Below are 14,415 nucleotides of genomic sequence, written 5' to 3'. Positions count from 1 at the left end.
CATGACAGGAGTGGAGTGCCCACTGCCGGAGAATGAGCGGCAGCGCTATCTGGAAATTGCCACAGAGGCGGCCCTGGCTGGCGGCGCGGTTCTTCAGCACTATTGGGGCAAACTGAGTGAGATTGAGGAAAAGGGGCGCTCTGGTGACCTCGTCACGGTGGCCGATCGCCAGTCGGAAACGGCGGTACTGGATGTAATTCATCGCCATTGTCCAGACCATGCGGTGCTCGCGGAGGAATCGGGTCTTTCGGGACTGAAGGATAATCCATTTCTGTGGGCGATTGATCCTCTGGATGGCACCACCAACTATGCCCATCAATACCCCTTTAGTGCAGTGTCTGTTGCCCTTCTGGTGGCGGGGGAACCCCACGTTGGTGTCGTCTATGATCCCTTTCATCGCGAACTGTTTCGCGCTGCTACAGGCCTCGGTGCCACCCGCGATCGCCAGCCCATTCGGGTTTCCACCACTGCAGAATTGAGTCATAGTCTTTTGGTCACGGGTTTTGCCTACGATCGCCGTGAAACCGAAGACAACAACTATGCAGAATTTTGCTACCTCACCCATCTCAGCCAAGGGGTACGGCGGGGTGGGGCGGCAGCCATTGACTTGGCCTACATTGCCTGTGGTCGCCTTGATGGTTATTGGGAACGGGGTCTCTCCCCTTGGGACTTGGCCGCTGGTGTAGTCCTTGTTCGTGAAGCTGGGGGCGTCGTCACTGCCTACGATCAATCCCCTTTTCAACTGACATCAGGGCGGATTTTAGCGACGAATGGGTATCTCCACACTGCCCTGAGTGAGGCACTCCTGCGGGTAAAGCCCTTGGGCTTTTCGTTTCTGCCAGAGGGAGGTTAGGCCTCTAGGCGTATCGCTTCAGCTAAACACGTCCGTACCTGTAGGGGTTGATAGAAATTGGTTTGTTGGAGATCCACCTTAGACTGGGCAGCGAGGAATAGCAGCGCCCAAAAGACCCCCACAGGATCGGGTTTGCGCTGCAGTAGCACTTGGAAGTCTAGCCATGTCCCTTCGGGAGCCATTTCTCCGAGGAGACTTTCTACTTCGTTAGCCATCTCCGTGAGGTTTTCTTGGTGCGCCAGTTGGGTAATTGCCTTGAGGGTTGTGGGAGGGCGACGCCGCCGCGGTTGATGCGGCCGCAGCACCTTTGCACGGTCGTTCTGAACGGCCATGGTTTTCAGGTGGGCAATCAATTCCTCAAGGGTGACGCGGCGCCGTTGTTGGGGGGGAGCCACGGGGCGACGATGCAAATGCTGCTCTAGGGCATGGGGCAAGACCACAAAGGACTGGTTTTCACTGATCTCTGGCGGCTCTGCGAATTCTGTTTCCTCGGGCATCGGTTCAGCAACTGCAACTAGGCGATCGCTCTTCAGGAGCACCAGCATCGCTGCATACAAAAAGGCCTGCCCTGATTCACTGAGATTGGGTTCCCCCCGCCGTGTCAACTCCGCCAAACAGCGATCGAAGACCTCAATCACTTGAATATCCCAAGGGTCAATTTCCCCCCGCTCGGCCAAGTCAATCAAAATGTCAATGGCGGTATCGGCAAAGGATTGGCTCATGGTTGGCTGCCCACTCGTTGTTGTCTATCTTAGGAGGCTTGGCAGCCCCTATCCAGAAAAAGGCTCAGCAATGGGAATCGTAAAGTGAAACTCACTGCCGCGATCGCGCCCCGCCGACTCCGCCCAAATTTGTCCCCCCAAATTGGTAATGATCTGGCGACAGATCGCGAGACCCAAGCCCGTCCCACCCGCAGAGCGCCGCAGTGCTCCCTCCTCCTGATAAAAGCGATCAAAAATCGTTTCCAAGCGATCCGGCTCAATACCGCGCCCCGTATCGGCAACCGTCACTTCCAATAGACCATCGGGACGAGGCTTGGCAGCAATGGAAACCTGACCCGACTGTTCCGTAAACTTGCAGGCATTATCGAGTAGCTTCGAGAGCACCTCCACTAGCCATTCGCCATCTGCTCGGATCAAGGGCAATTCCTTGGGCAAGACTGTGCGAATGGTCGGTAGTTGATCCTTGGGGGTGCGCAGACTACTGAGGGCTAGGTCCACCAGTTCTTGGAGGGGGAGGGGTTCCGGTCGCCACTGCACCCGGCCACTTTCCAACTGCGAGAGGGTGAGGAAGTCCTGAATCAGTTTCCGCATGCGCTCAGCATCGGCCAAGGCGGTACTCAGCATCACCTGCCGCAGTTCTGGATCCATATCGGGTTCACTGGCTAGGCTTTCAAGGCAGACTTGGATTGTCGAAAGGGGCGTGCGCAGTTCGTGACCCGTAATTGCAATGAGATTACTGCGGGTGCGATCTAAGGCCTCCAGTTGCGCGTTGAGTTCCTCCAGATCTGCGTAGGCCTCCGCCTGAATCAGGGCAACCCCCACTTGGGTGGCGATCGCCTCCACTAATTCTGCGTCCATATCGTGCCACGGCAGCGGTTCGCCGCGGTGCAGTTCAACAATGCCCAACAGTCGCCCTTGATAGAGAACAGGTGCCAGTAGGAGGGCTTTGACGCCGGCGGCCTCGAGGGGTTTGAAACGGGTCGCCTCGTAGTGGGGATCAGCGGCCACATCATCCACCTGAATGACCTGCTGATGTGCCAGTGCCTGCTGGGTGTAGGGGTGCTCACTCACGGGCCAATACTGGTACTGCAATGGCGGTAGAGCACCGCTGGTGTACTCGTGCTCAATGCGCACCCGCGTATCGGTACTGCGGCAACGGTAAATGAGACAGCGATCGCCTTTGAGGGCTTCCCCTAGTTCTGCCACCGCACGAGTGAGAATTTCTGTGGGATTAAGGGAGTTGCGAATCGCCGTGGTAATTGCATTGGTGAGGCGTTCCTTGCGCTCTTGAATGGCAATTTGGCGGTAGGCCTTGATTTGCTTGTACTGGCCGGCTTGGAGATAGGTCACTAGGCGATCGGCAAAAGGGGCAGGATCACTATTGCACCCCGCCACTTGGCGATAGGTCTCAACCCATGCCCGACCTTCCTTGAGTTTCTCCTTCAGTTCAGGGCGGTACTCCCGAATACGGTTGAGGAGGATTTCAGCGGTTGTCGCTGCCACCTGCCGATCAAAGGTCCAAATGCCCTCAAAACGACGCGCCGCATCCATCGGCGGCAACACATCTAAGCGATTGGCGGGCGATCGCTGGACTTCGCGGCAGACCAAGCAAGTGCTGTAATTTTTGCCCAAGACGGTCAAATGCCATTCTTGACTGAGGGCATCGGCGGGATCAAAGGCAACCGTTTCATAGTCTCCCGAGCAGTTCTTAAACTCGGTTTCCGGGGCAGCCAAAACGTAAACGTGGTGGGACTTGGTGGCAATACGGCGGTAGCGATGGGCTTCTTGACGATAAAAGCGTTCCCGCTGAAAGCAGGCAATAATAATCGGCGCATCCTCGTTGGCCAAAACCTGATCCTCCATTGCATGGGAAAGCGCCGTCAGCGATGTCTTGAAGTACAGTTGCGATCGCAAGCGAGGCAACCGCGCCAACAACTCCTCAAGAACAGATGTGGCAATGATCCTGTTGGCCATGGAAGGGTGTGAATAAGAAGATGCCCTACGGTACCATTATCGGCAAATCCGCACCAGCGAACCTACTGAAATTCAGTTCGAGCGGCTGTACCTAAGTCAACCAACGGCTGAATTGCTGGAACCTCCAATCTTAAACTTTTGTTAAGAATTTTATTGATTGGCAGGGCTTATGTGTAGTTTTCTATACTATATTTAAGCAAACCCAAAAAGATCAGCTCCTCTAGCACCGGGGATCAACAAAATCCTCATCATTGCAATGGTTGCTTACAGTGTTCCCAAAAGCGCTCCGTGGAAACACCCATGGCAAGGCAAGAGGGGTGTAGTAAGTTGGGTTTCAGAGAATAAGGTGAAAAAGCTGTGACTGCCCGTATTTCTGCTGTCCCTAGTGCTGGTCATCGTCGGTATGATCCTGAGGCGATCGCCCGCTACTACTGGCGACATCCTTGGCGAGTTATCTGGCGGTTCGTTAACATTTCGGTATCTTTCTTGACATTTTGGCTGCTGTTGCAGTGGGACAAGTGGCTAGGGCAACAGGAAAGTCAGCGTCCCCTGCGAGCAATGCAACTGCGCAAACTCCTGATCCGTTTAGGCCCAACCTTCATTAAAGTCGGTCAAGCCCTCTCCACTCGCCCCGATTTGATTTGTCCCGACTACCTCGAAGAACTGACGCTCCTTCAGGACAAGTTGCCCCCCTTTGCCAATGAGATTGCTATTGCCATTATTGAGCGGGATCTGCGCTTAAACCTAGGGGATATTTTTGCCGAATTCTCACCCCAACCGGTGGCCGCCGCCAGTCTCGGCCAAGTCTATCGAGCCAAACTCCACAGTGGTGAAGAAGTGGCCGTCAAGGTGCAGCGTCCCAACCTCTTGCCCGTGATTACCCGCGATCTCTTCTTGATCCGTCTTTTGGTGCAGTGGGTCAAGCCTTGGCTACCGATTAACCTCTGCCATGATTTGCGGGACATTGTCGATGAATTTGGCCGCAAGCTCTACGAGGAAATTGACTACCTCAATGAAGGGCGCAATGCCGAGAAATTCGCTGCCAACTTCCGCGATGATCCCACGGTCAAGGTACCGAAAATCTACTGGCAGTACACCAGTGAGCATGTGCTGACCTTGGAGTGGATCCATGGCATTAAGCTCACCCGTACCGATTGCATGGTGGCGGCGGGCGTTGATCCCGATGAGCTGATCCGGGTGGGGGTGATTTCAGGACTGCGGCAACTCTTGGAATTTGGCTTCTTCCATGCCGACCCCCATCCCGGCAATCTCTTTGCCATGCCGGATGGCCGGATGGCCTACATTGACTTCGGCATGATGGATCAACTGGAGGAGAGCACTAAAGAATCCTTGGTGGATGCCGTCGTTCATTTGGTGAACAAGGACTATCAAGCCTTGGCGACGGACTTTGTCAAACTGGGCTTTTTGACCCCGGAAACGGATATTACGCCGATTATCCCTGCCCTTGAGTCGGTCTTTGAGGAGGTGATTGGCTCCAGTGTGCGGGAATTCAACTTCAAAGTGATCACCGATCGCTTCTCCGAGTTGATGTATGCCTATCCCTTCCGGGTTCCCGCTAAGTTTGCCCTAATCATTCGCTCTCTAGTCACCCAAGAGGGCATTGCCCTGTGTCTCAACCCTAACTTCCGCATTGTTGATGTCAGCTATCCCTATGTGGCACGGCGTCTGCTGCAAGGAGAATCGCCCCAACTGCGGCGACGGTTATTGGATGTCCTCTTCAAGGATGGTCGTCTTCAGTGGCAACGCCTGGAAAACCTAATTGCGATCGCCCGGCAGGATCAGCACTTTAACCTCGCGCCAACCGCCACCTTGGGCTTGCAGTATCTCTTTTCTGAGGAGGGGCAGTACCTGCGGCGGCAAATTGTGCTAGCGTTAACCGAAGATGACCGTCTCCACACCGAAGAGGTGCAACGCCTTTGGAATTTGGTCAAGTCTGATCTGCGTCCGCTCTTCTTGATTGATGTGGCATGGGAAGCCCTCAAGGCCTCTGTCTCCCACACGCTCGGTAAAGAAGAAGACAGCAATTCCTTGGTGGTGGCCAGCTAAGGGTTGGCAGCGGTTATCAACGTTCCTGAGTGTCCAAGAAGGATTAGGTATCCCGTGTTTGATCCACCCATTGTCTTGCTACTGGCGGGTATTTTTATGGGGTTGACCAGTGGTAAAGCCTTTGAAGCCACCCTCAAGCAGAGCGTCCAAGAATGGAACCGCAGTCGCTCCACCCGCGTTCTGAGTCAATTGCGCGGCCCCCAACTTCAGTTGCCCTACTTGGGGATTTCCATTGGTATCTGGCTCTTCCTGATGGCGGGATTGTGGACCTATGGCTTTGGTGCAGGGCTGAGTATGGTCATTGCCTTTGTGCTGACGATCGCCACCGCCCTTTTGGTGTGGTATCAACTGGGGAAAGTGCTGACGATTTTAAGTACGGGTGGCTCTCGTGCCCTTGATCTCGATGCCCTTGAGGCCAAGGAATAGTTTTTTATAACTCCTAAAGGAGGCGTTGTGGATTTACTGACCCAAGTGGATGAACTGATTGCCAACGCCCCCGATGACCCTGCGACTGTGGCGGCGGTACAGGCGATCGCCCCCATTCTCTACGAGGAAGCCCAGCGCTACGGGCAAACGGTTTACTACGTCCTACAAACCCCCGATGGCCAGTGGCAGGTGATTACCCTTGAGGAACAGCACCCCCCCCACCAGCAAAAAAACGTCATCCACGCCTATGGTAGTGAAGCCATGGCTCAAGAGGCCTGTGATGAACAAGTGATCCCAGTTCCCATGCCAATTATTCCCCTTTTGTTTCAACTGTTGGCGGCAGAGCCAGTGGATAGCCTGATGATCCTTGAGGCGGATGGCGAACGAGGTTGGGAAGTGGGGCGAGAATGGTTACTAGCTCAAGTGCGCGCAATCCTCAGTGCCCCCCCGGATATAGCCTAGGACGGAAGCTGCTCACCACGAATCGCCAAGTCTAGCAGTTGCATCGGGTGGTAAATGGGCACGGAGCTACTCTGCTCTTGGAGATACTGCCGCAATTGCACGCTGCAGCCCACATTGGCTGAGACAATGACATCAGGGCGAGTATTCAGCAGGTTGCGTACCTTTTGGCGTCCCAATTCCGCCGCCACATCGGGTTGAAGAATGTTGTAAACCCCGGCACTGCCACAGCACAGGGCTGCATCGAGGGGTTCGCGCAGTTGCACTTGGGGAATTTGTCGCAGCAGTTGCCGCGGTTCAAGGCGAATTTTTTGGCCGTGGATCATGTGGCAGGCATCTTGATAGACCAAGGTCAAGGGGCGATCGCCCAAGGGGTGGAGCGGTGTCACCAAGCCCTGTTTGACCAAAAAGACCTGCACATCCTCCACCTTTTGCACAAAGTCACGGGCGCGATCGCGGTACTCTGGATCGGCAGCCAAAAGGCGATGATATTCCTTGAGGGTGTGGCCACAACCCGAGGCGTTGATTAAAACCGCATCCACCTTGGCCGCTGCAAAACAGTCAATCATTTGGCGTGCAAGGGTTTGCGCCTGATCCTCCTCCCCTTGGTGATGGGGCAGGGCACCACAGCACCCCTGTTGTGGCGGTAGCACCACCTCAAAGCCATTGGCACTTAAGACGGAGATCGTGGCTTCATTAACTTCCGGCAAAAAGAGCCGTTGGACACAGCCAAGAATCACCCCCACGCGGCCACGCTGTTTCCCTTGGGCAGGCACGACTTCAGGCCAGCGATCGCGAAATGTTTTGGCTGAAAGGGGCGGTAGGATTTGATACATGGCCGCAAGGGACTTGGGCAAGAGCCGTTTCAGGAGTCCCAGCCGCTTTTCGAGATGTGCCAAGCCGAGTTTTTGGTAGAGCCAGAGCGGCCACAGGAGGGCACGCAGCCGTTGGGGATAGGGCAGCGTTTGGAAAATCAACTGCCGCAACCAGCGATCGCCCACAGGCCGCTGATAATGGCGCTGCACTTGAACCCGCGTGGCCGCAATCAACTTATCGTACTCAACCCCCGATGGACAGGTGGTGACACAGGCCAAGCAACCCAAACAGGAGTCAAAGTGCTGTACGACATCCGCCAGTTGCACCTGTTCCTCATGAATGGCATCCATGAGATAGATACGACCACGGGGAGAGTCCATTTCAGTACCCAACACCCGATAGCTAGGACAGGTGGAGAGGCAAAACCCGCAGTGGACACAGGCATCAATCAGGTGTGGATCAGGGGGTGACTGCGCATCAAAGCCAGCCACAGGATCAGTTGCAGTCATTCGTAAGTATTGAAACTTGTCTAGAGATTGCCGACAAAAACGCCAGTGCCAAAGACACCCGTTGCATCCAATTGTTGCTTAAGCTTCCGCATCAATTCAAGGGCGTTGCCGCGATAGTCCCAAGGATCGAGTTGCTGCTTGAGGTTCAGGGGGGCGGCTAAGACGGTGACATAGCCCCGTGGTAGCCCTTGGCGCAGCCTGAGAATGAGTTGACCGAGATGCTCCTCCTGTCCGTGGAGATAGGCGTAACCGACCCCTGCACTCATTTCGCCTCGGCACTCACAGGCCAATTCCCTTGCCAACTGCTGAAGCTGGGTGAGGGCGGGCAACATTTCGCTTAGAGGCACACCGATTTTGAGAATCACTTGATCGGGGGTGGGGTTGAGGGTAATGCCTAGGGGGGCTTGGGGTTCCAGTTGCAGATTATGGGTCTGGGCAATCTGACTCAGGCGATCGCCCAACGTACCCGCAGCAATCACTTCCCGCAGGGTATGGAATTCCAATTCCAACAGCAGCGTCCCCCGTGGTTCAAGGCGCAACACACACCGCGCGGGCGCAAGGGAACTCGTCAAAATCACCTCAAGTCCCTTGGCCAAAGCAGAGACTTCCCCCCGCAACTGCCAGATTTGTACCGCATCCGGCAGGGGATAGACCCGCAACGTCACCTCCGTTAGGATGCCCAGCGTGCCATAGCTGCCGATCAGGAGTTTCATCAGGTCGTAGCCGGCAACATTTTTGACCACCCGCCCTCCCGCTTTGACGATTTGGCCATCACTGCGAATGAACTTGACCCCCAACAATTGATCGCGCCATGACCCATACCGCTGCCGTAGGCTGCCATTACTTTGGGTGGCCAAGCAGCCGCCAAGGGTGGCCGTTTCTCGAAAGAGGGGATCTGCGGCAATCCACTGTCCTGCGGGTGCTAGGTGGTGCTGGAGCTGCTGAAAGGGAATACCCACTTGGGTGGTGACGGTCATATCGGCAGCCGCATGATCAATGAGCTTCTGCCACGCCGTTGTCCGCAGAAAAATATCTGCCTTGGGGGTGTTCCCGAGCCAATTGAGTTTGGTGCCTGCGCCAATGGGCAACACTCGCCAGCCTTGGCGCCGGGCATAGGCAATCACTTCTGCCCCCGCTTCTGGGGTGGGGGGAGTCACCAGCAGGGCATACTCAGGAAGGTAGGGACGCAGGTGGGGAGCGCGATCGCCCAATTCAGCAAGGGAGTGAACCGCTGCATCCCCCAACAGGGCGCTCAGGGTTTGTTTCATGGATTACGGGTGGGCAGTTCAAAGACAAACCCTTCGTAGTACAGGAGTTGGCCATCCTCACTCTTGACGGGGCGGGCGCATTCACAGATGGTTGTGATGCTGTGGTCAGCGCGATACACCTTGGAAACCAAGTTGCGCACAAAGCCACGAGTTTCAATTTGCTGTTGGAATTTTTCCCAAGCGCTGTCATCCACGTAGGGACGATGATTATGGTGTTCTATATCCGCTAGCCAGTCTTCAGCATCGGCATAGCCATAGATGCGTGCCAAGGCATTGTTGACTTTGAAGTAAACCCCCTCGGGCGAACTTTGGTAAATCCCGACCACGGCTTCCTCAAACATCTGCCGATACTGTTCTTGCGCTGCTTGCAGTGAGGAGACCAAGTCACGCCGCTCCTCGACGATTTCCTGCAACTGCTGGTTTTGCTTTTGCAAGAGGGCATTTTTTTGCCGCAGCTTCCGCTGTAGGAGAGCGATCGTCAACTGATTTTTTACCCGTGCCAGCACCTCCGCCTGCTGAAAGGGTTTGGTGATGTAGTCGGCGCCGCCAATCTCAAAGGCCTTGACCTTGTCAAAGACATCATCGAGGGCACTAATGAAAATAATGGGGATATGCTTGGTCTTGGGATTCTCCTTCAGGGTTTGACAGACCTCGTAGCCATTCATATCAGGCATCATGATGTCCAAGAGAATGACATCCGGGGGTTCGGCCTCAATCCCCATGAGCGCCATTTGGCCACTAATGGCACCGCGCACATCGTAGCCTTCCAGTTGCAGCAGTGTGGTTAAAACTTCAACATTTTCGGGGGTATCATCGACTATCAGAATGCGACCAGCCCCTGAATCAAAGAGGTCGGTGGTCATGCACGGGTCTCCCAATGGCGATCGTTTGTCAGCGCCCTGACACTCCCCATCCTATCAAAGTTTTTTCTGAGCGCCGGCGATCGCCGGCCACTTCCCAATTGGCAAGATCTCCAATACTTTATTTTTCTATAGTAATGATGATGGTGGCACACAGCGGTAAAGATAATCAAGGATAATCAATGACAACAAATTGGGAAAATTTTCGCAAAAACCTTGGGGAATGGCATGGCTCCTTTACGGCGGTCAGCCCTACGGGAGACGTGGGAGCGTCAGTGCCCTCGATTTTGATCCTTGCCGATACTGCTGACGGTCAACGGGTGCGCTTTGAACTGCGACGCTTTGGCAATGGTCTCGATCAGCCCCCCACCAGTGAAACGGTGCAGGAGTATGCCACCATTGGCCGCCAAAATGTCTTTTTTCCGACGGGGGCTTTTTCTAAGGGATCGTTGCAGGTGGCGCCCTTTGCCGAGTTTGGTGCGGAGTATGGCTTTGTCATGGGCGATCGCCGACTGCGGTTTGTCCAACTCTTTGACAAAAATCAGCACCTCCAATCCATGACTCTGATTCGCGAGTTTCGTGCCCACAGTAACGCCGTTGAACGTCCTCCCTTAACCGTGGATCAACTCCTAGGGGAATGGCGCGGTACCGCCTACACCGTCTATGCCGACTGGCGATCGCCCACGGAAACCCCGACCCATCTAAGTCTTTGGCGCGAGGGCGATCGGCTCTACCAACTGCTGCAAACCCCCGACCACGAGGTGAAAACAACGGCCACAATTGCTGGGTCCCGCCTACTCTTTACGGATACGGATCAACCCAAGCAGCTTTTGTTGCTCCCCGACGGTACCTCTAGCCTAACCCCCTTGCAGGTGTCCTTTCGTCACCCCTTTTTTGTGGAGGTGGGCTGGTTATGGGCAGAGGGACAGCGGCAGCGCCTGATTCGCACCTATGGCGATCGCGGGGAGTGGGTCAGTGCCACCCTCGTAGTCGAAGAGCGGGTAAGCCCGCCAGCAGGATAAGCATCCCCAGCAAGAGGGGTAGCAACCAATCCCCATAGCGGATGTACAGGGTCTGGGTCTGCCGCCGCAAAATCGTTGCCGCATGAATCACAAACTCATCGGCATTGGAGAGCCAAACAGTTTCCCCCGTAGGCGCAATCACCGCAGAAAGGCCCGTATTCGTGGAGCGCACGAGCCAGCGATCGCCCTCGACGGCTCGCAACACATCATGGCCATGGTGCTGGCTCATCAGTTGGCGACGGTAGGGATCATTGTTGGCAACACTGAGGATAAACTGGCCCCCATGAACCAGTTGCCAGCGGCTGCGGTGGGAAAAGGCAGATTCAAAGCAAATCAGGACAACGGCCTTGCCCCAAGGGGTGGTAAAGACCTGATCAGGGTTCCCCGGCAGGAGGCGCGATCGCAACGTAGATAACCGCTGTACTACCCCCGCCAGCCAATCGGGAATATATTCCCCCAAAAGAACAAGGTTGACTTTGTTGTAGCGACTGTAAATCTCCCCCTGCCCATCGAGGGTCAGGAGCACCTGATGATGCCCTCCTAGCGTCTCCATGAATGTCCCTAACCATAGGGGAACTCCCGCCTCCCGAACAGCGCTGGTTATCGGATTGACTTGGTGTGGTTGCCACAAAATCGGCAGTGCCCCTTCCGGAGTCAAGACGGCATCAACCCCTAGAGCCACCAGTTGGCGATAGCCACGGGGATAGTCCTGCCAAGCGCGGCGGATACCCTCTGGCGTGAGCTTTTCCCGTGTCGGGATATTGCCTTGGATCAAACCCACCCGTAGGGGTTCCCCTTGATCCGCAGTGACACTGACGCCTAAAACAGCATTGAGGGCGATCGCCCCCAAAAGAGTAACAACAAGCCATTGCTTTGCCCATGTGTGCCGCCGCAGACTGAGGGTGACTAAGCCATTCACTGTCATCACGACTGCCGTAATCGTGGTGGGTCCCGCCAGACGACCCAGTTGAAGGAGTCCCGTTGGACTTTGGGTCAGGGATAAACTAATCCACCACAGGGGCGAATAGCTCCAGAGGGCTTCAAGGGCACACCAAAGGGTGACACCCCACAGAAGTTGCCAAGGGGCGGATCGCCGCACCCCATAGCGTGCCATCAAAAAGGCCCAACTCCCACTCAGGACTGCCCCCCAACTGCTCAGGAAAAGCCAAATCCCCCGCGAGATCAACCAACTGGGGACTGGGGCAATGCCAATCCACATCAAGGGATGCAAATCCCACACCCAGCCTAAGCTACTGCCATAGAACCCTAGTCCCCAACACAGGCCGGCGATCGCTGCCCACAGTGGCGATAAAACCTGACACTGCCACCACAGGGGCACAATTCCTATGAAGGCCAAGAACCACCCGCTTACTGGCGGTAGCGCCAACTGCGTTCCCCAGCCCGCGATGCCTAAACCAACACACAGCAGCCACCTAGGCAATACTTTGGCGTTTGCGTTGCTCTTTGGGGGAAGGAGCCACATGCCACTGTCCTGCTTTAATCAGTTCCCGTTCTAGTAAAGCAAAAAAGCGTTGGCGATCGCTGCCGCGCACAACGGCTAAATTGTGGGCTTCTGCTAATGCCACGGGGTAACCCCGCCCTTTTTCAATTTGTGCTGCCGTCAACGCAACTGCCTGTTGCCACAGGTCTGCATCCCGCGCCACCCATTGAGGAACTTCCAAACGCACCACTTCCGAGCCACCGTGGAGGTAGGCAACGTAGATGTGATGGTCGCCGTAATGTTCCAGAATGCGACTGCGGCTCCGCCAGAGGGGACTATACTGTTGCGGTGCCAAGTGTGCTTGCCAGAGGAGCACATCCCGCAGGGGATCAAAGACTTGACAAGGGGGGCGATCGCGAGTCGCCTCGAGGCCAGTCTGACTCGTCTGACCACAGTGGAGGGCACAGTTGGGTTCAGGGTAGGGGCAAACCCCCAAGCGCAGAAAATTCACCGTTTCATGACTGCGGGAGGCACTGACATAGCCCACCAAGGGAATTCGCTTCGCACGCAATTCATCCCAAGCAGCTAAGATGGGCGTCAACAATTCCTCACGCACCATTGGCGGCAGTGATTCCCACGCCCAGAAAATCAGTGAACCATCCACGAGTGCTAGGCTGGGGGCTTTCTTGTTTTGCGCTTGAATGAGTTCAACAAGGGCAAGAATTTCCGCTTGAGTGCGGCGGTAGCGTAACCAATCCTCTATGGTGAGTCCCCAGCCCCGCGATCGCAATTCATCGGGGTCATAAACCAACTGCGGCACACTATCTAAATGGGGGCGTTGCCCTTGACCGTAGGCGATCGCCACCCGTCCCACATTAATCAAATAGCAATAGGCAATTTCGTGGTGACTGGGGGCAATTTGCGAGCCATCGGTGGCAAAAATTATGTGTGACCTTGGGGCAGGGGGGACAGCGTGCTTCACCGTCAGGGATTCAATGGGTTCAGCAGCATTAAAGGGAAAGGACTCGCCCCACGCTTGGATGGCTTGGCGATAGTGCTCTAAATTTTCTGCCATTACTGTCAACACTTCGAGGGCACGGGCTTGTTTTTGTTGGCTGGCGATCGCCCCTTGGCGGATCACTTGACCCACCGTTCCCATTTGAGCAGCTACTTTGACGAAGTCCAACACTGTTTTCGTATCTGGAGATACAGCTGTCCTGAAGACCTGCTCCAATACTAAATCTAAACAACATCTCAATAATTGCTCATGGGTACTGAGTTACAGGTGAGCACACTGCCAATCGTTGGAGTCCGTCCCTATACCGAAGACTCTGTTCAAAGTGGATCTGACTAAGCCCATGGATCAGCAAGAACTGCCGGGGCATAATCGCTGGCATCCAGAGATCCCCGCAGTGGTTTCAGTCAATCCCGGTGATGTGTTTCGCATTGAGTGCAAGGATTGGACGGACGGCCAAATAATGACAGCAAAGAAAATGGGGGCAGTTTCCTGACGGATCACTTCCCGAAGGCCGCAAAGGCAGTTTGGGACTAATCTAGTGAACCCGCCTTTTGTCCAGAGTGTCAGCAGCTTGGCCGACGCATTTTTTCAGTACCAGCGGTAAATCTCTCTTCCGCCTTGCCCCGACCCTCGCGGGGGAGTGACCCAGAACTGGTGCAGCGATCGCCCCAAGAACCCAAGCCTCCCCGCTTTCAGCAGCAATCCTGCGGTCGCCGGTGGATGCTCAATCACTAATTAACCGCTCACACAGGATGAGGTGAGCATTTTTGCCGCTTTTTCAGCCTTGGCTAAACTGACATCCGAACATCTAGCTTCTCTTAAAAGAGCTCTACTGGCCACGCTGAATTCGTGTGAAGAGATCCCTCTGAAAAGAGCTGTATTAAGATTTGTTACAATTAGGAGTTTCGCGTAACTTCAGCTATTGTGAGAGGTACTGTCAAGAGTAACGGATGTATGTCCTTGAAAAAACGGCAGCCCTT

12 protein-coding genes and 1 pseudogene are annotated in these 14,415 nt (G+C 55.1%); 6 read left to right on the top strand and 7 right to left on the bottom strand.

The genetic code is table 11. The features are described from left to right. The first annotated feature begins 1 nt into the window (after window position 1). Entirely contained in the window at window positions 2–853 is an 852-nt protein-coding gene (locus tag QYC28_RS05770; protein WP_302679991.1) for an inositol monophosphatase family protein, read from the top strand. Here QYC28_RS05770 and QYC28_RS05765 read toward each other — a convergent pair. Next, complete coding sequence (locus QYC28_RS05765; RefSeq protein WP_149819000.1) at window positions 850–1,575, bottom strand: segregation/condensation protein A; 726 nt, start codon at window positions 1,573–1,575, stop codon at window positions 850–852. The two genes, QYC28_RS05770 and QYC28_RS05765, sit on opposite strands and share 4 nt — an antisense overlap. Before the next feature lie 48 nt (window positions 1,576–1,623). Then, window positions 1,624–3,549 (bottom strand): DICT sensory domain-containing protein, encoded by a 1,926-nt coding sequence (locus QYC28_RS05760; RefSeq protein WP_149818998.1) that lies wholly within the window; start codon window positions 3,547–3,549, stop codon window positions 1,624–1,626. A 357-nt stretch (window positions 3,550–3,906) separates the two neighbouring features. On the opposite strand from QYC28_RS05760, the gene QYC28_RS05755 reads away from it, so the two are divergent. From QYC28_RS05755 to QYC28_RS05745, 3 genes are read left to right on the top strand one after another with little or no spacing between them, the layout of a single operon-like run. Beyond that, window positions 3,907–5,616 (top strand): AarF/ABC1/UbiB kinase family protein, encoded by a 1,710-nt coding sequence (locus QYC28_RS05755; protein ID WP_149818996.1) that lies wholly within the window; start codon window positions 3,907–3,909, stop codon window positions 5,614–5,616. A gap of 54 nt (window positions 5,617–5,670) precedes the next feature. Further along, on the top strand, window positions 5,671–6,042 hold the full coding sequence (locus QYC28_RS05750) for a hypothetical protein (protein ID WP_149818994.1): 372 nt from the start codon (window positions 5,671–5,673) through the stop codon (window positions 6,040–6,042). Window positions 6,043–6,069: 27 nt separating this feature from the next. Beyond that, the gene (locus QYC28_RS05745) at window positions 6,070–6,504 is read left to right on the top strand and encodes a hypothetical protein (RefSeq protein WP_149818992.1); all 435 of its coding nucleotides are present in this window, start codon (window positions 6,070–6,072) and stop codon (window positions 6,502–6,504) included. Here QYC28_RS05745 and QYC28_RS05740 read toward each other — a convergent pair. From QYC28_RS05740 to QYC28_RS05730, 3 genes are read right to left on the bottom strand one after another with little or no spacing between them, the layout of a single operon-like run. Then, window positions 6,501–7,826 carry a (Fe-S)-binding protein gene (locus tag QYC28_RS05740; protein ID WP_302679990.1) on the bottom strand — a complete coding sequence of 442 codons (1,326 nt, stop codon included), beginning with the start codon at window positions 7,824–7,826 and terminating at the stop codon, window positions 6,501–6,503. The two genes, QYC28_RS05745 and QYC28_RS05740, sit on opposite strands and share 4 nt — an antisense overlap. A 20-nt stretch (window positions 7,827–7,846) precedes the next feature. Further along, complete coding sequence (locus QYC28_RS05735; RefSeq protein WP_286626999.1) at window positions 7,847–9,094, bottom strand: FAD-binding oxidoreductase; 1,248 nt, start codon at window positions 9,092–9,094, stop codon at window positions 7,847–7,849. Next, window positions 9,091–9,957, bottom strand: coding sequence for a response regulator (locus QYC28_RS05730; protein ID WP_149818986.1), 867 nt, complete (start codon window positions 9,955–9,957; stop codon window positions 9,091–9,093). The genes QYC28_RS05735 and QYC28_RS05730 overlap by 4 nt, the downstream gene beginning before the upstream one ends. A 179-nt stretch (window positions 9,958–10,136) precedes the next feature. On the opposite strand from QYC28_RS05730, the gene QYC28_RS05725 reads away from it, so the two are divergent. After that, window positions 10,137–10,976, top strand: a complete 840-nt coding sequence (locus QYC28_RS05725; protein WP_149818984.1) for a DUF3598 family protein — start codon at window positions 10,137–10,139, stop codon at window positions 10,974–10,976. Here QYC28_RS05725 and lnt read toward each other — a convergent pair. Next, window positions 10,927–12,459 carry an apolipoprotein N-acyltransferase gene (gene lnt, locus QYC28_RS05720; RefSeq protein ID WP_302679985.1) on the bottom strand — a complete coding sequence of 511 codons (1,533 nt, stop codon included), beginning with the start codon at window positions 12,457–12,459 and terminating at the stop codon, window positions 10,927–10,929. The two genes, QYC28_RS05725 and lnt, sit on opposite strands and share 50 nt — an antisense overlap. Then, on the bottom strand, window positions 12,410–13,606 hold the full coding sequence (locus QYC28_RS05715) for a DNA double-strand break repair nuclease NurA (RefSeq protein WP_302679984.1): 1,197 nt from the start codon (window positions 13,604–13,606) through the stop codon (window positions 12,410–12,412). The genes lnt and QYC28_RS05715 overlap by 50 nt, the downstream gene beginning before the upstream one ends. A gap of 130 nt (window positions 13,607–13,736) precedes the next feature. Between QYC28_RS05715 and QYC28_RS05710 the strand changes: the two are divergent. After that, window positions 13,737–13,966 (top strand): annotated as a pseudogene (locus QYC28_RS05710) (acetamidase/formamidase family protein); the annotation flags it as partial. Between the last annotated feature and the right edge of the window lie 449 nt (window positions 13,967–14,415).

Source organism: Thermosynechococcus sp. HY596 (assembly GCF_030518715.1).
Classification (GTDB): domain Bacteria; phylum Cyanobacteriota; class Cyanobacteriia; order Thermosynechococcales; family Thermosynechococcaceae; genus Thermosynechococcus.
The sequence above is the reverse complement of the archived record's forward strand: the minus strand, read 5'-3'. Positions and strand labels throughout refer to the sequence as shown.

Coding starts and splice junctions, on each gene's coding strand:
- QYC28_RS05765 (WP_149819000.1), bottom strand. CDS start 1,575: ATGAGCCAATCCTTTGCCGATACCGCCATTGACATTTTGATTGACTTG.
- lnt (WP_302679985.1), bottom strand. CDS start 12,459: ATGTGGCTCCTTCCCCCAAAGAGCAACGCAAACGCCAAAGTATTGCCT.
- QYC28_RS05770 (WP_302679991.1), top strand. CDS start 2: ATGACAGGAGTGGAGTGCCCACTGCCGGAGAATGAGCGGCAGCGCTAT.
- QYC28_RS05760 (WP_149818998.1), bottom strand. CDS start 3,549: ATGGCCAACAGGATCATTGCCACATCTGTTCTTGAGGAGTTGTTGGCG.
- QYC28_RS05740 (WP_302679990.1), bottom strand. CDS start 7,826: ATGACTGCAACTGATCCTGTGGCTGGCTTTGATGCGCAGTCACCCCCT.
- QYC28_RS05725 (WP_149818984.1), top strand. CDS start 10,137: ATGACAACAAATTGGGAAAATTTTCGCAAAAACCTTGGGGAATGGCAT.
- QYC28_RS05735 (WP_286626999.1), bottom strand. CDS start 9,094: ATGAAACAAACCCTGAGCGCCCTGTTGGGGGATGCAGCGGTTCACTCC.
- QYC28_RS05730 (WP_149818986.1), bottom strand. CDS start 9,957: ATGACCACCGACCTCTTTGATTCAGGGGCTGGTCGCATTCTGATAGTC.